The 24,299-nt window shown below is 64.6% G+C and carries 23 protein-coding genes; 5 read left to right on the plus strand and 18 right to left on the minus strand.

The genetic code is table 11. The annotated features are described in order from the left end of the window. Positions 1-3: 3 nt before the first annotated feature. From murC to ftsW, 3 genes are read right to left on the minus strand one after another with little or no spacing between them, the layout of a single operon-like run. On the minus strand, positions 4-1,401 hold the full coding sequence (murC, locus tag AC04PH_RS12255) for a UDP-N-acetylmuramate--L-alanine ligase (protein WP_483066022.1): 1,398 nt from the start codon (positions 1,399-1,401) through the stop codon (positions 4-6). Between the two features lie 17 nt (positions 1,402-1,418). Continuing rightward, positions 1,419-2,540: a UDP-N-acetylglucosamine--N-acetylmuramyl-(pentapeptide) pyrophosphoryl-undecaprenol N-acetylglucosamine transferase gene (locus tag AC04PH_RS12260; protein WP_483066023.1), complete on the minus strand. Its 1,122-nt coding sequence runs from the start codon at positions 2,538-2,540 to the stop codon at positions 1,419-1,421. Position 2,541: 1 nt separating this feature from the next. Further along, positions 2,542-3,705, minus strand: coding sequence for a putative lipid II flippase FtsW (ftsW, locus tag AC04PH_RS12265; RefSeq protein WP_483066024.1), 1,164 nt, complete (start codon positions 3,703-3,705; stop codon positions 2,542-2,544). A 181-nt stretch (positions 3,706-3,886) separates the two neighbouring features. On the opposite strand from ftsW, the gene AC04PH_RS12270 reads away from it, so the two are divergent. Further along, on the plus strand, positions 3,887-5,074 hold the full coding sequence (locus AC04PH_RS12270) for a BaiN/RdsA family NAD(P)/FAD-dependent oxidoreductase (RefSeq protein ID WP_483066025.1): 1,188 nt from the start codon (positions 3,887-3,889) through the stop codon (positions 5,072-5,074). Here the strand turns inward: AC04PH_RS12270 and AC04PH_RS12275 are convergent. The 12 genes from AC04PH_RS12275 to AC04PH_RS12330 form a co-directional block, all read right to left on the minus strand. Then, positions 5,053-5,784, minus strand: coding sequence for a CPBP family glutamic-type intramembrane protease (locus tag AC04PH_RS12275; protein WP_483066026.1), 732 nt, complete (start codon positions 5,782-5,784; stop codon positions 5,053-5,055). The genes AC04PH_RS12270 and AC04PH_RS12275 overlap by 22 nt on opposite strands. Further along, the gene (gene murD, locus AC04PH_RS12280) at positions 5,771-7,180 is read right to left on the minus strand and encodes a UDP-N-acetylmuramoyl-L-alanine--D-glutamate ligase (RefSeq protein WP_483066027.1); all 1,410 of its coding nucleotides are present in this window, start codon (positions 7,178-7,180) and stop codon (positions 5,771-5,773) included. Before murD ends, AC04PH_RS12275 begins: the two co-directional genes overlap by 14 nt. A gap of 42 nt (positions 7,181-7,222) precedes the next feature. Beyond that, complete coding sequence (locus tag AC04PH_RS12285; protein WP_483066028.1) at positions 7,223-7,738, minus strand: hypothetical protein; 516 nt, start codon at positions 7,736-7,738, stop codon at positions 7,223-7,225. Position 7,739: 1 nt separating this feature from the next. Beyond that, entirely contained in the window at positions 7,740-8,822 is a 1,083-nt protein-coding gene (gene mraY / locus AC04PH_RS12290) for a phospho-N-acetylmuramoyl-pentapeptide-transferase (RefSeq protein ID WP_483066029.1), read from the minus strand. A 15-nt stretch (positions 8,823-8,837) separates the two neighbouring features. Continuing rightward, the gene (locus AC04PH_RS12295; RefSeq protein ID WP_483066030.1) at positions 8,838-10,274 is read right to left on the minus strand and encodes a UDP-N-acetylmuramoyl-tripeptide--D-alanyl-D-alanine ligase; all 1,437 of its coding nucleotides are present in this window, start codon (positions 10,272-10,274) and stop codon (positions 8,838-8,840) included. Next, complete coding sequence (locus AC04PH_RS12300; protein ID WP_483066031.1) at positions 10,271-11,773, minus strand: UDP-N-acetylmuramoyl-L-alanyl-D-glutamate--2,6-diaminopimelate ligase; 1,503 nt, start codon at positions 11,771-11,773, stop codon at positions 10,271-10,273. The genes AC04PH_RS12295 and AC04PH_RS12300 overlap by 4 nt, the downstream gene beginning before the upstream one ends. 13 nt (positions 11,774-11,786) lie before the next feature. Next, positions 11,787-13,568 (minus strand): peptidoglycan D,D-transpeptidase FtsI family protein, encoded by a 1,782-nt coding sequence (locus tag AC04PH_RS12305; RefSeq protein WP_483066032.1) that lies wholly within the window; start codon positions 13,566-13,568, stop codon positions 11,787-11,789. Further along, positions 13,565-13,927: a cell division protein FtsL gene (gene ftsL, locus AC04PH_RS12310; protein ID WP_483066033.1), complete on the minus strand. Its 363-nt coding sequence runs from the start codon at positions 13,925-13,927 to the stop codon at positions 13,565-13,567. Before ftsL ends, AC04PH_RS12305 begins: the two co-directional genes overlap by 4 nt. 1 nt (position 13,928) lies before the next feature. Further along, positions 13,929-14,936 carry a 16S rRNA (cytosine(1402)-N(4))-methyltransferase RsmH gene (rsmH, locus tag AC04PH_RS12315; protein WP_483066034.1) on the minus strand — a complete coding sequence of 336 codons (1,008 nt, stop codon included), beginning with the start codon at positions 14,934-14,936 and terminating at the stop codon, positions 13,929-13,931. 9 nt (positions 14,937-14,945) lie between these two features. After that, on the minus strand, positions 14,946-15,440 hold the full coding sequence (locus tag AC04PH_RS12320; protein ID WP_483066035.1) for a division/cell wall cluster transcriptional repressor MraZ: 495 nt from the start codon (positions 15,438-15,440) through the stop codon (positions 14,946-14,948). A 614-nt stretch (positions 15,441-16,054) separates the two neighbouring features. After that, the gene (locus tag AC04PH_RS12325; RefSeq protein ID WP_483066036.1) at positions 16,055-16,540 is read right to left on the minus strand and encodes a GNAT family N-acetyltransferase; all 486 of its coding nucleotides are present in this window, start codon (positions 16,538-16,540) and stop codon (positions 16,055-16,057) included. Positions 16,541-16,543: 3 nt separating this feature from the next. After that, positions 16,544-17,638, minus strand: coding sequence for an Mrp/NBP35 family ATP-binding protein (locus tag AC04PH_RS12330; protein WP_483066192.1), 1,095 nt, complete (start codon positions 17,636-17,638; stop codon positions 16,544-16,546). A gap of 266 nt (positions 17,639-17,904) precedes the next feature. Between AC04PH_RS12330 and AC04PH_RS12335 the strand changes: the two genes are divergently transcribed. Together AC04PH_RS12335 and AC04PH_RS12340 are read left to right on the plus strand one after the other, a co-directional pair. Next, positions 17,905-18,114: a DUF1127 domain-containing protein gene (locus AC04PH_RS12335; protein ID WP_483066037.1), complete on the plus strand. Its 210-nt coding sequence runs from the start codon at positions 17,905-17,907 to the stop codon at positions 18,112-18,114. A 408-nt stretch (positions 18,115-18,522) separates the two neighbouring features. Continuing rightward, positions 18,523-19,146, plus strand: coding sequence for a hypothetical protein (locus tag AC04PH_RS12340; protein ID WP_483066038.1), 624 nt, complete (start codon positions 18,523-18,525; stop codon positions 19,144-19,146). Positions 19,147-19,166: 20 nt separating this feature from the next. On the opposite strand, the gene AC04PH_RS12345 is transcribed toward AC04PH_RS12340, so the two are convergent. After that, positions 19,167-19,619, minus strand: a complete 453-nt coding sequence (locus AC04PH_RS12345; RefSeq protein ID WP_483066039.1) for an Lrp/AsnC family transcriptional regulator — start codon at positions 19,617-19,619, stop codon at positions 19,167-19,169. 73 nt (positions 19,620-19,692) lie between these two features. On the opposite strand from AC04PH_RS12345, the gene AC04PH_RS12350 reads away from it, so the two are divergent. Next, the gene (locus AC04PH_RS12350; RefSeq protein WP_483066040.1) at positions 19,693-20,292 is read left to right on the plus strand and encodes a LysE family translocator; all 600 of its coding nucleotides are present in this window, start codon (positions 19,693-19,695) and stop codon (positions 20,290-20,292) included. A 68-nt stretch (positions 20,293-20,360) separates the two neighbouring features. After that, on the plus strand, positions 20,361-21,197 hold the full coding sequence (locus AC04PH_RS12355) for a phytanoyl-CoA dioxygenase family protein (RefSeq protein WP_483066041.1): 837 nt from the start codon (positions 20,361-20,363) through the stop codon (positions 21,195-21,197). 51 nt (positions 21,198-21,248) lie between these two features. Here AC04PH_RS12355 and AC04PH_RS12360 read toward each other — a convergent pair whose 3' ends face one another. Next, entirely contained in the window at positions 21,249-21,650 is a 402-nt protein-coding gene (locus AC04PH_RS12360) for a DUF6157 family protein (protein WP_483066042.1), read from the minus strand. Between the two features lie 128 nt (positions 21,651-21,778). Next, the gene (locus AC04PH_RS12365) at positions 21,779-24,172 is read right to left on the minus strand and encodes an ATP-dependent helicase (protein WP_483066043.1); all 2,394 of its coding nucleotides are present in this window, start codon (positions 24,170-24,172) and stop codon (positions 21,779-21,781) included. Positions 24,173-24,299 lie beyond the last annotated feature (127 nt).

A 24,299-nucleotide genomic window follows, 5' to 3' on the forward strand; every position in this document is an offset into this window, starting at 1 on the left:
GTTCTACCCTTTCAAACGGTCCGGCAGACCATTTGCCCAACCAGAGATCGTGCCCGCACCAAGGCAGACCACCATATCGCCCGGTCGCGCCTGTTCGCGGACCAGACGCGCAAGATCGTCCTCGCCACCGATCACCCGCGCGTGGCGATGGCCGTGCTGGATCAACCCGTGGACCAGATCGGTGTGGGAGGCACCTTCGATCGGCTCTTCGCCCGCCGCATAGACCGGGGCGATGCCCACCACGTCGGCGTCGTTGAAGCAGGCGCAGAATTCCTCGAAATGGTGGCTCAGGCGGGTGAAGCGGTGCGGTTGGTGCACGGCAATGACGCGGCCTTCGGTCGCCTGACGCGCGGCTTTCAGCACCGCCGTGATCTCCACCGGGTGGTGGCCGTAGTCGTCGATGATGGTCACGCCGTCGACCTCGCCCACCTTGGTAAAGCGGCGGTTGACCCCGCCAAAGCCCTTCAGCGCCGCGCGGATTTCATCCTTCTTCATGCCCAGATGCCGCGCCACGGCCACCGCCGACAGCGCGTTGCTCACGTTGTGATCCCCCGGCATCGGCAGCTCGCACCCTTCGATCTTGCCATCCTCGTTCTGCAAAAGCACGTCGAAATGCGCCACACCGCCCTTGTAGTGCAGGTTCACGGCCCGCACGTCGGCCTGCGCGTTGAAGCCATAGGTGACGACGCGCCGGTCGCTGATCTTGCCCACAAGGCTCTGCACCTCCACATGGTCGATGCAGCAGACGGCCAGCCCGTAGAACGGGATGTTGGACACGAAATCGAGGAAACCGGCGCGCAAGTTCTCGATGCTGCCCCAGTGCTCCATATGCTCAGGGTCAATATTGGTGACGATGGCGATGGTCGCGGGCAGGCGGTTGAAGGTGCCATCGCTCTCGTCGGCCTCCACCACCATCCATTCGCCCTGCCCCATGCGCGCGTTCGAACCATAGGCGTGGATGATCCCGCCGTTGATCACCGTCGGGTCGATCCCGCCTTCGTCCAGCAGGGCCGCGACCATGGTGGTGGTCGTGGTCTTGCCATGGGTGCCCGCGACGGCGACGTTGGATTTCAGCCGCATCAATTCGGCGAGCATTTCCGCGCGCCGCACGACAGGCAGGCCCATCGTGCGCGCCGCGTCCAGTTCCGGGTTGCCAGGCTTGATCGCGCTCGAAATCACGATCACCTGCGCCCCGTCGAGATTTTCGGCTTTCTGCCCTTCGAAGATCACCGCCCCCAGCTTTTTCAGCCGCTCGGTGATCGGCGTCGCCTTCAGGTCGGACCCCTGCACGACATAGCCGTGGTTCAGGAGCACCTCGGCGATGCCCGACATGCCGATCCCGCCGATGCCGACAAAGTGGATCGGGCCGACGTCGAGGGGGAGTTTGGTCGCTGCGTTCATCTGTAGGGTCCCGTCCATCATTCTGTCTCTGCTGTCGCCGTGGCGTCCCGCGACGCGCCGTTTGCCAATTCGTCGACCAGTGCCGCAAGCCGCGTCGTGGCGTCAGGCACGCTGCAGTCCAGTGCCGCCCGCGCCATGCCCAGCGCCGCGTCCGCGTCGCTCAGGATCGTTTCGATCTCCGCCGACAGCACATCCACCTCGAATACGTTTTCGGGCATGATCCGCGCCGCCCCGGCCTCGACCAGTTGGCGCGCGTTGGCCGTCTGTTCGTCCCGGATCGCCTGCGCCAGCGGCACAAAGATCGCCGGACGACCGATTACGCTGACATCTGCCACGGTGGAGGCACCGGACCGCGCGATCACCAGCTGCGCCTCGGCCATACGCTCGGGCACATCGGTAAAGAAAGTTTCCACATCCGCCGGAATGCCCTCGTCGGCATAGAACTGCGCGACCCGGTCGATATCCTCGGCGCGGGCCTGATGGCTGACGCGGATGTGCCTGCGGATCGGTGTCGGCAGGTTCGCGATGGCCGGCGGCACCACATCCGACAGGATGCGCGCGCCCTGGCTGCCGCCCATGACAAGGACCGACATCGGGTAGTCGCCGGGTGCGATATAGGCCGCCCCCGCCCGCTCCAGCACCGCCGCGCGCACCGGGTTGCCGGTGTGGATACCCGCGACACCGTCAGGCAGTTCCGTGGGCCAGGTGCCGCAGGCGACATGATCGACCCGCTTGGCAAACAGCTGGTTCACCCGGCCCAGCACGCCGTTCTGTTCGTGGATCATCCGCGGGACGCGCAAGACCCAGGCCGCTGTCATGGCTGGTATCGCCGGGTAGCCGCCGAACCCCACGACCACAGCCGGCCGGTCGCGCAGCATGCGCCCCTTGGCCGCAGCGATCCCGCCCGCGATCCGGAACGGCACCGCCAGTTTCGCCGCAATTCCGCCGCGCGCGAATGTCGCCGACCCTACGGTCACGACCTCCACCGCTTCCGGGAAACCGCCGGTATAACGGGCCCCGCGCGCGTCCGTCGACAGACGCACGCGCCAGCCCTTCTTCAACATCTCCTCGGCAAGTGCCTGCGCGGGAAACATATGGCCACCCGTGCCGCCCGCCGCGATGATCAAAAGCGGCGCCATGCTACCGGCCCCGCCGCATCAGAATATCGCCGATCTCGCCCTGTGGCCGCGACCGGGTGAAGGCCAGAAGCATGCCCACGGCAATTCCGCCCGCGATCAGTGACGAGCCGCCGTAGGACACGAATGGCAGCGTCATGCCCTTGGCAGGCAGCAGCCGCACCGCCACGCCCATGTTGATCATCGCCTGCACGCCGAACGAACAGGCCAGCCCCGTCCCGGCCAGCCGGATGAACACATCGCGTTCCTTCATCAGTCGCGTCAACGACCGCACGACGATGGTGGTATAAAGCGCGATGATGACCAGCACACAGACCAGCCCGTATTCCTCGGCCGCGACGGCGATGATGAAATCCGTATGCGCGTCGGGCAGTGACCATTTCACCTGCCCCTCGCCCACGCCGACGCCAAAAAAACCGCCCTCGCGGATCGCGTTGGTGGCATAGCCCAGCTGCGTACGCTCCAGATCGGGCGACAGGAACCCGTCGATCCGGCGGGCAAAGTGTTCCGAATTGCCGTAGGCGAACACCCCGCCCGCCACCACGGCACCCGCGATTAGCAGCAGCAGCACCATCGGCGCGCCGCCCACGAAATACATAACACCCCATGAAAACATGACCAGCGCCGCCTGCCCAAAGTCCGGCTGTAACGCCAGAAACGCTACAATGATGACCACCAGGACAAAGGAATACGTGCGCCCCGGCGGCCCGCCAACCTCCTGCCCGGCGGCCAGCAACCACGCGGCGGCAACGACGAAGGCGGGTTTCAAAAACTCAGACGGCTGCACCGACGCAAACCCCAGCGAATACCATCGCACCGCACCCTTGCCAAAGTCGGTCCCGAAGAACGGCAACCCGGCCAGCGCGATGAAGGCCGCGATAAATGCCAGCACCGCCAGACGGCGCACCAGCTGCGGCGACATCATCGACACGGCCACCATCGCGATCATCGCCATTGCGCCGAACACCGCTTGCCGCGTGACGTAGTGAAAAGGGTCGAGCCCGTTGCGTTCCGCCAGCGGCGGCGAAGACGCCAGCCCCAGCAAAATCCCGATCCCGAACAGGACAAAGATGCACGACATCGTCCATTTGTCGATCGTCCGCCACCACCGTGGAAGAACCGGATCGCCGGATTGCACGGGGACCGTGCCATAGACCATCTCTGTCATGGATCGCTACTCATACTGCCTCTGGTCGCCCGTTTTCCGGGTCTGACCGCATCGTAACGCGGATTTGGCCTCATTTCCACCTGAAATTGCAGGACACCGTTCCGCATTATCTTGCCGAAAATACTCCCGCCGGAGGCATCCCGCCATTGCATCGCGCGCGCCACCGGTTATCTGCCCCCCCATGCAAGTCAACACGCTGATCCTGGGTGCCGGTGCCGCCGGCATGATGTGCGCCGCCCACGCGGGCCCCGGCGCGCTGGTGATCGACCACGCGAAAGCGCCGGGCGAGAAGATCCGCATTTCCGGCGGCGGGCGCTGCAACTTCACTAACACCGGCTGCACGCCCGCGCAGTTCCTGTCGCAGAATCCGCATTTCTGCAAATCGGCTCTGTCACGCTACAGCCAGTGGGATTTCATCAGTCTCGTCGCCGAACACGGTATTCCCTACCACGAAAAAACGCTCGGTCAGCTGTTCTGCGACACGTCTGCCCGCGACATCATCGCGATGCTGCGGGCCGAGATGGACAAGGCCGGGGCGCAACTGATGCTGCAAACGCAGATCAGCGAGGTTGTGCGGACGGAAAGCGGCTTCACCGCCACGCTCACCCGCGACGGGCGCGATCAGACCATCACCGCAAGGCACCTCGTCATCGCCACGGGTGGCAAGTCGATCCCCAAGATGGGTGCCACCGGCCTTGCTTATCAGATCGCCGGGCAATTCCGCCATTTCGTCCTACCCACGCGCGCGGCGCTGGTGCCGCTGACCTTCACCGATGACCGCTTCAAACCGCTCGCCGGCACCGCCCTCCCTGCGCGCGTGACTGCCGGTGACACCAGCTTCGACGAGGCGCTGCTGTTTACCCACCGCGGCCTGTCCGGCCCCGCGATTTTGCAAGCCTCGTCCTACTGGGACGAAGGTCAGCAGATCGTGGTCAACCTGCTCCCTGCCGCGGATATCTTCACGGCCCTGCGCAACGCCCGCCAGACGGACGGGCGCAAGGCGCTCACCACCGTGCTGTCGCAACATCTGCCCGCGCGGCTGGTGGATTTTCTGAAGGGCGATCTGTCCCTGCACGGCAACATCGCGGATCAATCCGACGCGCGGCTGCAAGCGATCTGCGACGCGCTTTCACACTGGCCGCTGCTGCCCTCCGGCTCCGAAGGCTATCGCACGGCAGAGGTCACGCTGGGCGGCGTCGACACCGACACGCTGTCGTCCAAGACGATGGAAAGCCGCACCGTGCCCGGCCTCTATTTCATCGGCGAATGTGTCGATGTGACCGGCTGGCTGGGCGGCTACAATTTTCAATGGGCGTGGTCGTCGGGCTGGGCCGCCGGTCAGGCCGTTCAGGACCGCCTGCGTTCGTAAACCCCCGCCAGCGCCACGATCCCCGCAGCCATGCCAAAGGCCGCCAGCATGAACAACGCTGCATAGACCAGCGGATAGGCGATCTCCTGCCACAGGACGTAGCGCATGACGGTATTGGTCACCCCATGCAGCAGCGCCACGAAAAGGATCGGCACACCGGCCAGCCGCGTCGCCAGATAGACGGCCCCCACGCCCATCGCGATCATGATCGCGGAGGCCCCGCCCTGCCAGTGGATCGCACCGAAGACCACGACCGTCATCGCGAACAGCCAGATCGGGTTCCCCGCCGCCGCCTTGATCCCCGCCTCGCGGAAGAACAGCTCTTCCCCCAAGCCGGTCAGAAGCACCTGTGTTACTAGCACGAGCAGCAGGATATCGACGCGCGCGGGATCGACATGGAACGTGCCAGTCATTGCGGTCAGGGCCAGCGAAACGCCCCACAGCACCGCCCCGATAGGGATGATCAGCCAGGCCCGCCGCCAGTGCCAACCACCGGTCCGGTCCGCATAGATCGCGTCTTCCGCGTCGAAAACATAGCGCAGCTTGCCACCCATGATCACGATCGCGCCGACCATCAGTATGCCGTAAAGCAGCGCCATGGTCTGCCACCAGGGCAGTTGCGGGAACGGCCAGAAAAAGCGCAGCGCAAGCCAGACGATCAGCACGGCCACCCAAAGGGCGCGATCCTTCACCGGGTCAGCGTGTGTCATCCAGAACCTCTTGCACCGCGGCGCTGAAATCATCGCCCCGTTGCTCGAAGTTATCGTATTGGTCGAAACTCGCACAAGCGGGTGCCAGCAGAACGACCTCGCCGGGTTGCGCATCTGCCGCAGCGGTGGCGACGGCCACATCCATCGTGGTGCAAATCTGCGCGTCGACACCCGGCAGGTCGCGCGCGAAAGCCTCCGCCTCGCGCCCGATCACATAGGCTTTCACGACACCGCCCAGATGCAGCAGCAGCCCGTCCAGCCCGCCTTCCTTCTGCAATCCGCCGCAGATCCAGCGGATTTTCGGAAACGCCTGCAACGCCTTGGCGGCACTGTCGACGTTTGTAGCCTTGCTGTCGTTGATGAAGGTCACGCCACCCCGTTCCCCCACCACCTGACTGCGGTGCGGCAGGCCCGGATAGCTGCGGAACGCCGCCTCGATCCCGCGCGGGCCGAGACCCATCGTGCGGCAGGCGGCAAAGGCCGCACAGGCGTTCTGGTGGTTGTGCGCGCCGGGCAGCCCCGCGATGCCGCGCAGGTCGATCGACGCGATCTGCCGCCCCTTGCGGTATTCCGACAGAAAGCCCTTGCGTGCGAACACGCTCCAGCCCTCTCCGTCCAGTTTCTGCCCCGACGACACCCGGATCACCCGGTCGTCGGCCAGCGATCCGCCCAGCTGATTGGCCAGATACTGCCCCGCCACTTCGTCCACGCCGATCACGGCACGGTCCGGCCCGCCTTCGGTGAACAGACGCCGCTTGGCCGCGAAATAGCCGCCTTCGCCGCCATGCCGGTCCAGATGATCGGGGCTGAGGTTGGTGAACACCGCCACATCCGGCGTCAGCGCGCGCGCCAGTTCCGTCTGGTAGGACGACAGTTCCAGCACCACGACCTCGCCGTCATGCGCCGGTTCGATGTCCAGCACCCCGCGCCCGATATTGCCTGCAAGCTGCGCCGGTCGGCCATTCTCGACCAGAATGTGATGGATCAACGCGCTGGTCGTCGATTTGCCGTTCGATCCCGTCACCGCGATCACCCGCGGGCTGGTGTCGAAACCGTCCCAGTCGTCTTTTGCGAAAGACCGGAAGAAAAGCCCGATATCGTTGTCCACGGCGACGCCCGCGCGATAGGCCGCCGCGATCACCGGATGCGGCGAGGGATAAAGATGCGGAATACCCGGGCTGACAATCAGTGCCGCGACACCGTCGAACGCCCCCGGCTTGGTCAGGTCCACGACCTCGAAACCGTCCTCCGCCGCGGCCTCGCGCCCGGCTTGCCCGTCATCCCAGACGATCACCCGCGCACCGCCCACCTGCAACGCCCGCGCCGCCGCCCGGCCCGACCGTCCCAGCCCGAGCACGGCGACCGTCTGGCCGGTGTAACCCTGGACCGGGATCATGCCTTACGGGTCGCGCACACACGCTTGCCTTGGTAATTCATATCAACGCCGGAACGCGATGCGCAGGTCGTCGACCGCGTCAATCTGCGCCTCCGACAGGCTCTCGCCCGCCAGATCGGTCAGGATGTCCTGCATCGTGGCCCATGACGCATCGCCGTCGATCTTGAACAGACGACGACCCAGTCGCGGGATCGCCGCGCGCGGCGAGTCGCATTGGTTTTGCAGCCAGCGACCCAGCACTTCCATTTCTTCCGCCTCCGCGGCGTCACAGCGCAGACGGGTCCGCAGCTGGATATGCAGTTTCTTGCGCTGCTCCTGCGTTGGCAGATCGTCCAGTTCGATGAACGCCTGCGCGATCGCACAGACCGCGATGCGCGGGTCGTCGATCCCTTCGACGGGATGCGCTTTGGTCTGCTTGCGGAATGCCAGCCGGCGCGGTGCGTTGCGCACTGTGGTCACGGCGTCCTGCGCCACGTGGATCGCGTCCCTCGGGTTGTTGCGCACCCACCACCAGATCGCGCCACCTACAACACTCAATATCAATATGATGACTGGCATCCTACCGCACCTTCAATGTAGCCAAGCCGATCATCGCCAGAATTAGCGAAATAATCCAGAACCGGATCACGATCTGCGGTTCGGCCCAGCCCTTTTTTTCGTAATGATGATGGATCGGGGCCATCAGGAACACGCGCTTGCCGGTGCGTTTGAAGTAAAGCACCTGCACGATCACCGACAACGCCTCGACCACGAACAGCCCGCCGACGACGGCCAGCACGATCTCGTGCTTGGTGGCCACGGCGATAGCGCCCAGCGCCCCGCCCAAGGCCAGCGACCCCGTGTCGCCCATGAAGACGGCGGCAGGCGGTGCGTTATACCACAGGAACCCCAGCCCCCCGCCGATCAGCCCGGCGGTAAAAATCAGGATTTCCCCGGTATCCGGCACGTAATGCACGTCCAGATATTCGGTAAAGTCGGTGCGCCCGACGGCATAGGCGATGATCCCGAAGGTGCCCGCCGCGATCATCACCGGCATGATCGCCAGCCCGTCCAGCCCGTCGGTCAGGTTCACCGCATTCGCGGCCCCCACGATCACGATGATCGAGAACGGCACGAACAGGATGCCAAGGTTGATCAGCGTATCCTTGAAGATCGGCAGCGCCAGCTGGTTGCTCAATTCGTCCGGGTGGTATTGCGCGGCCCAGAACCCGGCGATCGCCGCGATCAGCAGGCCCAGCACGATCCGCACGCGGCCCGAAACGCCGGCCGTGTTCTGCTTGGACACCTTGGCGAAATCGTCGGCGAACCCGATGGAGGCAAAGGCCAGCGTGACGAACAGCACCATCCAGACGTAAGGGTTGTCGAGCCGCGCCCAGAGCAGCGTCGATGTCGTCAGCGCCCCCACGATCAGCAATCCGCCCATGGTCGGCGTGCCCGCCTTGGCGATATGTCCCTCGGGGCCGTCGTCGCGGATCGGCTGGCCCTTGCCCTGCCGCTTGCGCAGCACGTTGATCAGCGGCAGGCCGAAAATGAACCCGAACAGCAGCGCCGTCATGAACGCGCCACCGGCGCGGAACGTGATATAGCGGAACAGGTTGAAGAAATCGCCGCCATCCGACAATTCGGTAAGCCAATACAACATGCGCGGATGGATCCTTCAGGTTTCTTGCTGCGGCACCGGATGCCCCAGTTTGCGGATTGCGTCAACGACAAGGCTGACCTTGCTCCCCTTGGAGCCTTTGACGAGGACGACATCACCGGCGTCGACCAGCCGCCTGACCTCAGCCGCCAGTGCGTCTGCGGTATCCGTCCAGTGGCCGCGCTGATGCTCGGGCAAGGCGTCCCACAGGTGTTTCATCCGCGGCCCGGCACAGTGCACGGTGTGCAGACCGTCCATAAACGGAAGCGCGGCGATGGCAGCGTGATCCGCCGCCTCTGTCGGCCCCAGTTCCAGCATGTCGCCCAGAATGGCGATGCGGCGGCCCTTGGCGACGCGTCCGATGTTATCCTTGGGCCGGGTCGCCGCCAGAACCTCCAGTGCCGCGGCCATCGACGTCGGGTTCGCGTTGAACGCATCGTCGATCAGGTCAATCGTGCCGTCCTCCACCCCGCTGTCCAGCACGAGCGTCTCGCGCGTACCGCGTCCGGCGGGCGGTGCCCAGCGCGCGATATCGAGGCTCGCCGCGACCGGGTCCGCGCCCAGCGCGGCGCTCGCCGCCAATACGGCGACGGCGTTCATCGCAAAATGACGGCCCGTGACCGACAGTTTGAACAGATAGTCGGTGCCGTCCGCATGGGCCGTGATGATCGTGGTGTCGTCGCCCAGCCGCACGTCACCGATCCGCCAGTCCGCATCGCCGTGACCGAACCACTGCGGCGCAATCCCCTTATCAGCGGCATAACCGGCCAGCACGTCCTTCGTCGGGATGTCCCCGTTCAGGATCGCGATGCCGTCCGGCTCCAGCCCATCCATGATCGCGGCCTTCTCTCGCGCGACCCCGTCAAGGTTCTCGAACGCCTCCAGATGCGCCGCCGCCACCGTGGTGACCATCGCCACATGCGGCCGCGCCATCTGCGCCAGCGGCGCAATCTCGCCGGGATTGCTCATGCCGATCTCGATCACCGCGAATTCCGTATCCACCGGCATCCGCGCCAGCGTCAGCGGCACGCCCCAGTGGTTGTTGTAGGATGCCTCCGCCGCATGGGTCCAACCCTGCCGTTCCAGCACGATGCGCATCATCTCCTTGGTCGATGTCTTGCCAACCGATCCCGTGATCGCCACGACCCGCGCCGCAGTGCGCGCCCGCGCGTGACGGCCCAACGCCTCAAGTGCTGCCAGCACATCCGGCACGATCAGGAGTGGCGCATCCTCCGCAACGCCCTTGGGCCGGTGCGATACCACTGCGGCAGCCGCCCCTTTCTCCAGCGCCATGCCCACAAAATCATGCCCGTCGCGCACATCCTTGAGTGCGACGAACAGATCGCCCGGCTGGATCGTCCGGGTGTCGATGGAAACGCCTTTCGCGGTCCAGTCGCCGACAGCCTCGCCGCCTGTCGCCTCCGCAGCCTCAGTCGCCGTCCAGAGCGCGCTCATATGCGCCCCTCCAGCGCCGCGACGGCGACACTGGCCTGTTCCACATCGTCGAACGGCAGCACCGTATCGCCAATGGTCTGCCCGCTTTCGTGCCCCTTGCCCGCGATCAGCAGCGCGTCACCGGGGCCAAGCGCGTCGACCCCGCGCAAGATCGCCTCGGCCCGGTCGCCCACCTCCGTCACCGACGGCGTGCCGGTCCCGTTCAGCGCACCGGCCATCACGGCGGCCCTGATGCTCGCCGGGTCTTCCGACCGGGGGTTGTCGTCCGTCACGATCACCACATCCGCATGTTCCGCCGCCGCCGCCCCCATCAACGGGCGTTTCGCCGTGTCGCGGTCGCCGCCCGCACCGACGATGGCGATCACCCGGCCCATCACATGCGGGCGCATCGCCTTCAGCGCCGTCGCCACCGCGTCGGGCGTATGCGCGTAATCCACGAACACCGCCGCCCCGTTCTCGCGCGTCGCCGCCAGTTCCATCCGGCCGCGCACGGTTTTCAGCGATGCCAGCGCCGGAAACACATCCTCCGAGTCCGCGCCCGCACCGATGCACAGCCCCGCCGCCAGCAACACGTTGTCCGCCTGAAAGCCGCCGATCAGCGACAGCCGCGACCGATAGGGCCGCCCGTTCCATTCGAACAGCAGGTCCTGCCCCGTGGCATCGAACCGCTGCGCCTTGAGCCGCAACACCGCTTCCGGGTGCCGCCCGACGCCGATGGTTTCCTGCCCGCGCGCCATCGCGATGGCCATGACCTGCTGACCCATCGGATCGTCGAGGTTGATGACCGCTACACCGTCCTCGCCCAGCACTCGTGTGAACAGGCCCATCTTGGCGGCGAAATAGGCCTCGAACGTCTCATGATAGTCCAGATGGTCTTGCGTAAAGTTCGTGAACCCCGCCGCCGACAGCACGACACCGTCCAGCCGCCGCTGGTCCAGCCCGTGCGAAGACGCCTCCATCGCCACATGCGTGACCCCCTCGCGGGCGGCCTCAGCCATCACCTTGTGCAGCGTCACCGGCTCCGGGGTCGTGTGCTTGAGCGGATAGGCCCAGGCCCCTTCCACCCCGGTGGTGCCGAGGTTGACGGCTGGCAGGCCCATGATCTCCCAGATTTGCCGGGTGAAGGTGGAAACGGAGGTTTTGCCGTTGGTGCCCGTCACCGCGACGACCGTGGCCGGATGCGCGCCAAACCACAGCGATGCGGTCTGTGCCAGCGCCTGCCGCGGGTCCTGCGCGACGATCACGGCGACATCGTCCAGATCCTCCGCCGCGAGGGCCGCCCCTTCGGCATCGGTCAGCACCGCGACGGCCCCGTTGCCGATGGCCGTGCCGACAAAATTCGCCCCATGCACCGCCGTCCCCGGCAGGGCCGCGAACAAATGCCCCGGCATCACCGCCCGGCTGTCCACGCTCAGCCCAGTGATCTCTGCCTCGCGCCCGCCCGCGGCTGTCAGCCCAAGGCGCGCCAGCGTCGATGTGCGTTGTGGCTGACCGGTCATGCTGCCCCCATATCTAGTTCGAGGTCAGTGTTACACCAGTTGGTTCAAGACTTTCAATCTGTGGTCTAAGCCCCAGCAAGGGCGCCACCCGGCGGATCATTTCCGCCGCGATCGGCACCGCCGTCCAGCCTGCCGTGCGGCGCGGCCTGTCACCGGAGGATTCGACGGGTTCGTCCAGCGTCACGATCAGAACATACTGCGGATCGTCCGCCGGAAACACGCTCGCAAAGGTCGCGATCACCTTGTCGTCGTAGTAGCCGCCCTGCGGGCGCGGCTTGTCCGCCGTGCCGGTCTTGCCACCCACCTCATAGCCCGGCACCTCGCCGAACGACGCGGTGCCACGCACGACCACCTGCCGCAGCATATCGCGGGCGATGGCGCTGGTCTGTTCGCTCACCACGCGCTCGCCCAGTTGCGGCCCGTTCTGACGCAGCAGGGTCGGCTCCACCCGCAGCCCGCCGTTCAGGAGCGACGCATAGCCCGCCGCCAGATGTACCGGAGAGGTCGACAACCCGTGCCCGTAGGAAATCGTCATCGTGGAAATCTCGGACCACTGGCGCGGCAGCAGCGGCGCGCCGCTCGGGGCCTCGATCATTTCGACCGGCGTGGCTTCCAGAAAGCCCAGTTCGCCCAAGAAATCCCGCTGCCGCGCCGCACCGATCTGCATCGCGATCCGCGCTGTGCCGATGTTGGAGGATTTCACGATCACATCCGTCGCACTCAAGGATGCGCCGTAATCGTGAAAATCCCGGATACGGAACCGGCCCCACGTCAGCGGCCCTTTCGTGTCGATCATCGTGTGCGCGTTCAGCAGCCCCAGTTCCAGGGCCTGCCCTACCGCGAAAATCTTGAACACCGACCCCAGTTCATAAACGCCCTGCAGCGCACGGTTGAACAGCGGGCTGTCGGACTGATCGCCGCTGGTCAGCACTTGCGGCCGGTTGTTGGGGTCGAAATCAGGCAGCGACACCATCGAAATGATCTCGCCAGTGTGCACATCCATCAGAACCGACGCCGCACCCTTCGCATTCATGATCGCCATGCCACCGGCCAGCACCTGTTCCGCCGCCGCCTGCACTGTCAGGTCAATGGACAGTTCCAGCGGCGCGCCCTCGTTGGCCGGATCGCGCAGGAAATCGTCGAACTGCCGTTCGACCCCGGCGACACCGATCACCTCGGCCGACGAAACCCCCTCACGGCCGTAGGAGGCACCGCCAAGGATATGCGCCGCCACTGGCCCGTTGGGGTAAAGCCGCATCTCGCGCGGGCCGAACAGCAGGCCCGGCGATCCGATGTCATGCACCGCCTGCATCTGTTCGGGGCTGATCTGCCGCCTGATCCACAGGAACTTCCGCTCTCCCGTGAAATCGCGCACCAGCCGGTCGTGATCGAGCGCGGGGAAAACCTCCATCAGCTTGGCCGCCGTCGCCACGGGGTCCACCATTTCCTGTGGCTGGGCATAGAGCGAATAGGTGTCCAGATTGGTCGCAAGGATCCGCCCGTTGCGGTCCACGATATCGGCGCGCTGGCCGATGATCGGATTGCCGGTGGCCACCGCACGGGGCTCTTCGGCCTCGGTCGAGGCAAGTACGCCCATCCGCCCGCCGATCACGGCAAAGGCGAAAAAGAACGCGAGTCCCAAAACCAGCAGCCGCCCCTCGGCCCGATCGCGCGCGCGGTCCTGCGCCTGTTCCTGCCGCAGGCGGATGTTCTCGGCCTCGATGGCATCCGGGTTCTCGCCGCGCTCCCGCGCTTTCAGGATACGGGCCAGCGGGCGCAATGGGGTGCGGATCATAGCGGGTCCTCGTCATCTTGCATTGCGGTAAAGGCGTTCACGTCGATCGGGTTGGTGATCGGCAGAATTTCGGGCAGCGGATAGATGATCTGCTCGACCTCGCCAAAGGCATCTGGCATCAGCGGCAACAGCGCCAGCCGGTCGAAATTCAGGTCCGCCAGATCGCGCAGCCGGTCGGGCCGGTTCAGATAGGCCCACTCCGCTTCCAGCATACTCAGCCGTTCGTGGGCCGCACCGATCTCGCGGTGCAACTCACGCACCTCGGAAATCGCGTCCCGCGTCTTGTAGTTTTCCTGATACGACCAGAATGCCAGCGCCATGACGCCCAACCCGGCCAGAACGAACAGAAATCCCCGCATCCTACTGCCTCCTGCCCCGTTTGCCGGGTGCGTCTTTTTTGTCTTTCATCATCGGCATGCCCAGCTCCGCCGGGTCGATGGCCTGTGCCAGCGCATCGGTACGCACCGCCACCCGCAGTTTCGCCGAGCGTGATCGCGGGTTGCGCGCCAGTTCCGCGTCGTCCGGGCCGATGGCCTTTTTCTTCAGAACCTTGAACGCCGGCGCGTCCTGCTCCACCTGCGGTGCGAACCGGTTTGCGTTCGCCGCCCCGCCCGACCGCAGTTGCAGGAAGCGTTTGACCATCCGGTCCTCGACCGAATGAAAGGTCACGACGGCCAGTTGCCCGCCGGGTTTCAGCGCGCGCTCGGCGGCCATCAGCCCCTCGGCCAGTTCGCCGTATTCATTGTTCACCGCGATCCGCAGCGCCTGAAACGTCCGTGTCGCCGGGTGTGATTGTCCGGGTTTGCTGCGCGGCAGACAGCTTTCCACAATCTTCGCCAATTCCAGCGTCGTCGTCAGCGGCCGCGCCGCCACGATGGCGCGCGCGATCCGGCGCGAGGCACGCTCTTCGCCGTAAAGATAAATGATATCAGCGATCTCCGCCTCGTCCTTCGTGTTGACGATATCAGCGGCAGACAGCCCGTCCTGGCTCATCCGCATGTCTAGCAGCCCGTCGCGCATGAAGGAAAAGCCGCGCTCGGCCAAATCGAGCTGCATCGACGAAACGCCAAGGTCGAGCACGACACCGTCAAAGTCTTCGCCGTACTCATCCAGCCGTGAAAACGTCCCCTCGACCAGTTCGATCCGGTCGCCCATCGCGCCGACCCACGGGTCGGCCATCTCGAATGCCAGCGGATCGCGGTCCACCCCGATCACCTTGTCGGCCCCGGCGTCGAGCAGTGCGCGGGTATAGCCGCCCGCACCAAACGTGCCGTCCAGCCAGACACCCTTTACCGGCGCCACCGCCGCGATCAGCGGATCGATTAGAACTGGGATATGGGGATCGCTTTTGTCTGCGGCAGCTGACATCCGGTGGCCCTACCCGTCCAGCAGGCTGAGCGGATCGAAGTCCTCGTCCTGCGCGTCCAGCCACCCCTTGAGGCTTTCACCGACCTCCGCCGTGAACGTCTCCGCCTTCCAGATCTCGAAATGGTCGCCCACGCCGCGAAAATACAATTCGCCGTCGCTCAACCCCAGTTTCTCGCGCTGACGGATCGGCATGACCGTGCGGCCATCCTTGTCGACGTCCAGCTTGATGGACTGCCCGATATAGAGGTGCGACAGTTTCTTTTTGTTGGCCGATCCGCGCGGCATCGCGTTGATCTGTTCGATGACGGCGGAAAACTCTTTGACCGTATAGCCATGCAGTTCGTTCTTCAGGTGATCGCCGTAAAGAAGATACATGCGCGGCGACAGCCCCGGGGCCCAGTCAGGATCACCGGCTTCCAGTACACGACGAAAATCGGCCGGGATCGACATGCGTCCCTTGCCGTCCACCTTTTGGGTGTGTTCGCCTGTGAAACTCAGAACCACTGTCCCTCGGTCCTTTACTTTAACGTCGCCCCCGAAAATCTTGATCTGAATGTGAAAACGGCGGGTTTTGATCTGCTGCCACTGATCAAACCCGCCGTTCTCCGCCCTTGCGGGCCTGTCCGACTGCGCGCGCCACCTGGGGGGATGTCTGCTCGCTCGCGCGCCGGATCTCTTTGTTCGAAATTAACGAGGCCTGTATGAAACCTGCTTTTGCCGGTTGGGGTTCTTTGCGCCCCGGTTTGTTGTTGCTCGTCTCTTCCGTGCAATCCTTGTGGCAGGGCGAAACGAGTCTGGCAACAACTATTTGGGAATTCATGGAACTAGATGGTGTTTTTGGGTGACCTGAAAAACAACATATAGATGCGACGGCCCTGTCGAATTGGCTTATGCTGTGACAAATGTCTCTACAATCCACTACATGTTGTAGAAAATCGACGATTCAACGTGATGCAGAAAAGTCCCACCTTTTTTCCCGGCATATTGCGGTTTCCGCCGGATCAAGTGAACTTCACGGCTCAATTTTGATGGAAGAACCAGAATCGGACAGCCGATTCCAGACTCTTCCAGCTTGATTCCATGAAATCCCGATTCTACGGGAACGCGCGTGGCCGCGCTCAGAGTGGCTTGTGCATGATGTGTGCCGCGACCATGCCGAGGTCGGGATGGTCGAACGCCTCGGGAATCGTGCCGATGATGGTGAAACCCAGGCGCTGCCACAGGCGCACGGCCCCGGCGTTGCTCTCCAGCACGAAATTGAACTGCATCGCGCGGAAGCCCAGCGCGCGGGCCTGATCCTGCGACGCCTCGCACATCAGCGCGGCGATGCCTTGCCCCCGCGCATCCGGAGACACGATATATCCGCAGTTGCAGATGTGCGCCCCGCCGCCCGGTTGATTGGCTCTTATATAGTAAGTTCCGACGACACGCCCCGCGTCGACCGCCACATAGGTCGCGGCGGGCTGCTCCATCCAATAGCGCCGCGCATCGTCACGGGTGATCGCGGGATCGACGGCATAGGTATCGCCGGCACGGAAGGTGTCGCGCAGCAACAGCCAGATCGCATCGAAATCATCCGGTCCGGCTGCGCGAATGTCGACCATCGCCTAAGCCATGCCGCCGTCGACGAAACGCCGCGCCAGTACGCGGTAGGCGTCTGCGGCGGCGCTGTCGCCCGCGGCGATCGGCGTGCCGCCGTCGCCCGCGAGCCGGGTGTCCAAGTCGATGGGCAGACTGCCGAGCAGCGGCACACCGATTTTCGCCGCTTCCGCCGCGACACCGCCCTGGCCAAAGATATGGGTCTCGTGCCCGCAGTTGGGGCAATGGAACGTCGACATATTCTCGATCATGCCCAATACCGGCGTGTTCAGCGATTTGAACATATCCAGCGCCTTGCGCGCATCGAGCAGGGCCACATCCTGCGGCGTGCTGACGACGACCGCACCGGTCAGTTGCGTTTTCTGGCACAGAGTCAGTTGCACGTCACCGGTGCCGGGGGGTAGATCGACGATCAGCACATCGAGCTGGCCCCATTCCACCTGCCCCAGCATCTGCTGCAGGGCCCCCATCAGCATCGGGCCGCGCCAGACCACGGCCTTGTCCGGGTCCACCATCAGGCCAATCGACATCATGGTCACACCATGCGCCTGCAAGGGGATAATCGTCTTGCCATCGGGAGAGCCGGGGCGCTTGTTCACGCCCATCATGCGCGGCTGGCTGGGGCCGTAAATATCGGCATCAAGCAGGCCGACACGCCGCCCTTCGCGCGCCAGTGCCACGGCCAGGTTCGACGACACGGTCGATTTGCCGACACCGCCCTTGCCGGACCCCACCGCGATGATCCGGTCGACGCCCGCGACGGGCACCGGCCCGGCCTGCGGTGTCGGATGCCGGCCGACCTTGAGCGATGGCGGCGCATCTTTGGCGGCCGCGGGTGCCGCCTTTGGCGCGGCCGGGCCATGCGCCGTCAGCACGACAGAGACGGACAAGACCCCGGGCAAGGCCTTGACGGCGGCCTCCGCCGCGTCGCGCGCCGCCGCCATGCGGCTGGCCTGCGCCGGGTCCGCCGCCTCGATCACGAATTTCACCGCTCCGTCACTCACGGAAAGAGCGCGGATCATGTCGCGGCTGACCAGCGTGCCGCCATCCGGCAGCGTCACCCGGTCGAGGGCGCCCAATACGTCATCGCGTTCGACAGCCATGTTGATCTCTCCGGCATTGATATCCTGCACAAGTCCGCGCCTTACTGCTTACCTTTCAGGCAAATCACAAGGGCGGAGGCGGTTCGCGTAAATTATCGTAACGATAATATGACGTTAAGTCAGCTTTTCCGTTGCGGTTTCTGCATAGCAGCATTGCACACTCGTCTATTGTGCAACTGCAGCAAAACCCCAAGTATGGGTCACAAGGGCGGCGACATCCGGTTGCCGCCGCAGCAAAAGCAAGACGCTTTAGATTGAGACAGACCATGACATACGCAAACAACACCCGCACCGTCACCCTGGCCGACCGCTTTTCCGCCTGGATGGCAGACCTGTCCGCAGCACGTCAGGCTCGCAAGACATATCGCGCCACTTACGCCGAACTGGCAGCACTGTCCGACCGCGACCTGGCCGATCTCGGCATCAACCGGTCGATGATCAAGGCCGTAGCGCTCGACGCCGCAAACGCGACATAATTTCAGGATCGGGCCTGCCGCCTCCTCCCTTTATGGCAGGCCTGACACGACCTCGCGCCCTTCCTCCTCCCCTGTGGCGCGGGTCACCAACTGGTGGCGGCATCCGACCTCCTCCCCGGATGCCGCCTGCCAACCGAATGGAATTCGGACCTGCCACCTCCTCCCGGCGGGAACGAAAATACCGCCACCGGTGTCCACCTCCTCCCGGGCCAGGTGGCGAGGACGCGCCCCGCTCTTCTCCTCCCGAGACGCGGTCGGGCGCCGATCAAATGAACGGTCGTGCCCACCTCCTCCCGGGCGCGGCCGTTTTTTGTTTTCAGTGTTTGTCTTGGACTCGCAAATTCGCATGAAAGGCGGGATCATCGGTCACGGCAGCCCGTTGCCGTCTTGCGATCAGGAGACCTTGTTATGCGTAAATCCCTCATGTCAGTCCTCGCCGTGTCCGCTCTTGCGGCCTGCGGTGGTTCAAGCACAAGCGATCAGCCGCCGATGATGCCGCCGCCACCACCCGCCGCAGATGGTGCCTATTTGGAAGCCGGCCGCTATTCCGTCGTCGACGACGGCACGACCTACGCGCTCCCCGAGGGCGGTGCGACCCTCAACGGCCAGCGGTCGTGGATCAGCACCGGCATGACGCAGGGCGCCAGCTATCAGGGGCGCAACGTACTTGCGATCGGCGGAATACAGACCGATGGCACCGTCTTTTCCGGCATCACCGGCACGACAGAGGCAGCACCCGCCGGGAACACCACCTTCGCCGGTCGCTATTCGGTTCTGACGCCGACACGTTTCGTGAACAGCCGCCCGGTCTCGTTCAACTACAATCTGGCCAGCAACAGCTTCAAGATGTCGGACGTGGACGACGGTGACACCATGGTGATCAGCGCGACCGTCACAGGCAGCACGATGGCGGGCACGGCGACCTACAACGGTGTATCGGCCCCGCTCGAGGGTGGCTTTTATACCGATAACCAGGCAGCAGGCGCGTTCGACGGCAACGCCATCGCCGGTATCTTCTACGCCAACCGCTGATCTGCACGGGACGTGCGGGTTCAGCCCCGCACGTCCTTGGGCGACCCCATCACCATGTAGCTCGTGATCGAGCGCACATGCGGCACGGTGCCCAGCGTTTCGGTGTGAAACGCCTTGTAGGCCGGCAGGTCCGCCACCTCGACCCGCAGCATATATTCGAAGGCACCGGCGACGTTGTGGCACTCCGTCACCTCGTCGGCGCGCTGCATGGCCCGCTCGAACCCTTCCTGCGCGGCTTTGGTATGCTCCGCGAGGCCGACGGCAACGTAGACGACATAGGCGCGGCCCGTCTGCGCAGGGTCGAGCCGGGCGCGGTATCCTTTGATCACGCCCGCACGCTCCAGTTCCTGCACCCGGCGCAGGCAGGCGGAGGGCGACAGCCCGACCTTTTCCGCCAGCACAAGGTTGCTGGCGCGCCCGTCGCGGCTCAGCTCACGCAATATCCGCGCGTTGATGTCGTCGATCTTCGCCATGGATTGCAGCAATAGCGCCAATTGTGCAGTGAACGCAATTTCATTGTTGCTTCTTGCGCATAATCTGCACCGCATGGATACCGTCACCCTCTTCCTGCTCGTGCAGTTCGCCTTCGTCAGCTCGATCACCCCCGGGCCGAACAACCTGATGTTGATGGCGTCGGGCGCCAACTACGGGCTGCGCCGCACGGTGCCGCATATGCTGGGCATCTCGCTGGGTCATTCCTTCATGGTGACGATGGTCGGGCTGGTGCTGCTGCGTATGTTCGAGGAATTCCCCTGGCTGAACATCGTGCTGAAGGTTCTGGCCGTGACCTACATGCTGTGGCTCGCGTGGAAGATCGCCAATGCCGTTCCGCCAGAAGCCAAGAAGGTCGAGGGCAAGCCCTTCACCTTTCTTCAGGCCGCCGCCTTCCAGTGGGTCAACCCCAAGGCCTGGTTCATGGCGATCACCGCGATCAGCGGCTATGCGCCCCAGGACAAAAGCGTGCTTTACGGCTCGCTGATCGTGGCGCTGGTCTTCGCTGCGACGAACCTGCCCAGCATCACGATCTGGGCATGGATGGGCGTGCAGGTGCGCCGGTTCCTCGGCACCGCGCGACGCCTGCGGGTCTTCAACATCACGATGGCGGTGCTGCTGGTGATTTCGCTCTACCCGCTGCTCACGCATTAGCGATTGCGCGCGGCTTGATTTCCGGCGGGGCGCGGGCCAGCCTGTAGCAGGCAACCAGGGAGCCGCCGATGACCGACCGCGCCGTCACCGACATGGAACGCTACCTCTTCGACCTGCAGGGCTTCGTCGTGCTGAAAGGCGCGCTGTCCACGGCAGAGGTCGCGGCCTGCAACACCACGCTCGACCACCTGCAGGATTGCGGCTCGGGCGAATGGCGCGGCCATGTGCATGGCCACACCTTCACCGGTGCTCATGAAGGGCTGAACATGCAACAGATCTACGAGGCCGGACCGGCCTTCGAAACACTGATCGACCACCCGGCGTGGATCGCCAAGGTGCAGCATTTCATCGGCACCGACGAACCGGGCTTCGACGCATTGCACGGCCCCTGTTTCATCGACGAGAATTTCGCCAGCATCCGCACGAAGGGCGAGGCGATCGGGCTGCATTCGGGTGGACAGGACCGGGTGATCCGCTGCCAGTATCGCTATCACGACGGTCGGTTTCACTGCGGGCAGGTCAATATCCTCATGGCCTTCACCGACATCGGGCCGGGCGACGGGGCCACGATGGTGATCCCCGGCAGCCACAAATCGAACGTCATGCACCCCGAATTCGGTGATGCCGCGATGACGGACGCCGCGCGCTCCGTCGATGGGGTGACCGGCGCTGTCGAGGTGCACCTGAACGCCGGCGATGCGCTGATGTTCGTCGATGCGATCATGCATGGCGCCGCGGCACGGATGAACGAAGGCCAGCGGCGTATGGCTGTCTATCGCTACGGACCAAGCTGGGGGTTCTTCCGCCACCCCTACAGGCCCAGCGCGGCACTGCTGTCACGGCTGACACCGGAGCAGCGCAAGATCGTCATGCCGCACGCGGACACGGTCGGGCCGCCGGATTAAGTCATACTCGGACGGCAGATGAATGGATTACCCCCGCCGCAGCACCCGGTTTTACCCACGCCGCGACCGCATCCCGCGCACCTTGGTGACAGCCGGATCGCCCATCAGCGCCCGGTAGGTCGCCGTCTCGCGCCCGACCAGAGCGACACGCGACCGGTCGTCGGCATGAATACCCCAGCCGTGGGTCTTGACCAGCGGCGAGGCGCGCAGACAGGGCTGGCCCTTGGAAAACAGGTCTTCACGCAATGCCGCGTGATCCGCCTGCGGCACATCGCGCCGCGCGGCGGTCACCGCCACCAGCAGGTCGTCGCTGGTCATGGTATAGGGCGCGTCGATCAGCATCGCATATTGCAACCCCGCCACGGTCTCGGGTTTGGCCGGGACGGTGCCTGCGTCAGCCCGGCAATCCTCGGCGATCAGGATCAGCGTATCGGTGTAGTTGGTCGTGTGCATTATCTTGCTCCAAATACTCCCGCCGGAGGCGGCGCAACATCACCGGCGAAAACGACGCAACGATCCGCGTCGCCGGGACGGCGGGTGGGGCGAGTTGCGCCACACAGGCGCAAAAGCGTCATCCGGCGTCAGAACGGAACATCATCGGCCTGCGCCGCATTCACCACGAACCGTGCCACGACATGCTTCGATCCCGCCTTGTCGAATGCGATTTCCAGCTTGTCACCCTCGATCGCCATCACCTCACCATAGCCGAACTTCTGGTGAAAGACCCGATCGCCCGTGGTGAAGGCGCTGACAGCATCCAGATCGATCGTCATGTTGCGCGCCTCCGACGGCATCGTCATGCCGCGCTGCTGGCCCCGCGCCTGCAAGCGCCGCCAGCCGGGCGAATTATACACATTCGCATCCGCCGCCTTCTGGTGCAGGTCCGATCCCATCGCCTCCTGCAACACGGGCGAGGCGCTGACGGCCATACCGGCTGCACCGTATCCGCCACCGTAAAGACCCGGCGGCGTCAGCACCTCCACATGATCGGCTGGCAATTCGTCGATGAAGCGTGACGGCATCGCCGATTGCCACTGCCCGTAAACCCGCCGGTTCGCGGCAAACGAAATGGTGCAGATCGCCTCGGCCCGCGTGATACCGACGTATGCCAACCGCCGTTCTTCCTCCAGCCCCTTCATCCCGCTTTCATCCATCGACCGCTGCGAGGGGAAAAGCCCGTCCTCCCAACCCGGCAGGAACACGGCGGGAAACTCGAGCCCCTTGGCCGCGTGCAGCGTCATGATGCTGACCTTCTCGCCCTGCTCATCGGTCTCGTTGTCCATGATCAGACTGACGTGTTCCAGAAACCCTTGCAGATTCTCGAAGTTCTCAAGCGCCTTGACCAGTTCCTTGAGGTTCTCCAGCCGCCCCGGTGCCTCTGGCGTCTTGTCGTTCTGCCAGAACCCGGTGTAGCCGCTCTCGTCCAGGATCATCTCGGCCAGTTCGACGTGGGTGTCCTCTTCGGCCCGCACCTGCGCGTGCCAGCGGTCCAGCCCCTGCACGAATTGCGTCAGTTCCTTCAGCCCCTTGCCGCCGATCAGCTTGCCCTGACAGACCAATCGCGCACCTTCGACAAGGTTTACGCCGTTGGCGCGTGCCGTGCGCTGGATCGTCTGCACCGCCTTGTCGCCAAGGCCACGCTTGGGCGTATTCACTACCCGCTCAAACGCCAGATCGTCGTCGTGCGACACGGCCAGCCGGAAATAGGCCATGGCGTCGCGGATCTCCATCCGCTCGTAGAAGCGCGGCCCGCCGATCACGCGGTAGGGCAAGCCGATGGTCAGGAACCGGTCTTCAAAGGCGCGCATCTGGTGCGATGCCCTCACCAAAATCGCCTGCCCGTCCAGCCCGACCGGGTCCAGCCCACGCGTGCCGCGTTGCAGCGCCTCGACCTCCTCGCCGATCCAGCGGGCTTCTTCCTCGCCATCCCAATGGCCGATCAGGCGGACCTTCTCGCCCTCCTCCGCAGCGGTCCAGAGTGTCTTGCCCAGCCGTCCCTTGTTGCCCGCGATCACACCGGAGGCGGCGGCCAGAATATGCGGGGTGGAGCGGTAGTTCTGTTCCAGCCGCACCACCACGGCACCGGGAAAATCCGCCTCGAACCGCAGGATGTTGCCCACTTCCGCACCGCGCCAGCCGTAGATCGACTGGTCGTCGTCACCCACGCAGCAGATATTCCTGTGCCCTTGCGCCAGCAGACGCAGCCACAAATATTGCGCGACGTTCGTGTCCTGATACTCGTCCACCAGAATATAGCGGAACCAGCGCTGATATTGCTCCAGCACGTCTTGGTGGGTCTGGAAAATCACCACCATATGCAGCAAAATATCGCCGAAATCGACGGCGTTGAGGTCCTTCAGCCGCTGTTGATAGGCGGCGTACAGTTCCACCCCCTTGTGGTCATAGGCCCCGCTTTCGGCCACGGGGATCTTGTCGGGCGTCAGCGCCTTGTTCTTCCAGCCGTCGATGATCCCCGCGAGCATCCGCGCGGGCCAGCGTTTGTCGTCGATATCCGCCGCCTGCACCAGTTGCTTCATCAGGCGCAGCTGGTCGTCGCTGTCCAGAATCGTGAAGTTCGATTTCAGCCCGACGAGTTCCGCGTGCCGCCGCAGCAGCTTGGCGCAGACCGAATGGAAGGTGCCCAGCCAGGGCATGCCCTCCACCGCCTCGCCCATCATGCCGCCGATCCGGTTCTTCATCTCGCGCGCGGCCTTGTTGGTGAATGTCACCGCCAATATCTCGTGCGGGCGCGCGGTGCCGGTCATCAGCAGATGCCCGATGCGCGTGGTCAGCGCCTTGGTCTTGCCGGTGCCCGCCCCGGCAAGCATCAGCACAGGGCCGTCCAGCGCCTCCACCGCTTCGCGCTGCGCGGGGTTCAGGCCATCCAGATAGGGTGCCGCCCGCCCCGCCATGGCACGCTGCGACAGCGGAACGGATGCCGCCTCGAAGGCGTCTTCGTCGGAATAACTGCTCATGGCCCCTGATACCCCGAATCCCATCCCTAGAAAAGCCTGACGTTCGCGCTTCGTTCGCAGAGCCTTCACTTTACGCCGGTCACCCGCATCATCTTGCCATAAATACTCCCGCCGGAGGCGCCGCCGC

This window comes from Yoonia sp. KMU-150 (assembly GCF_056858355.1).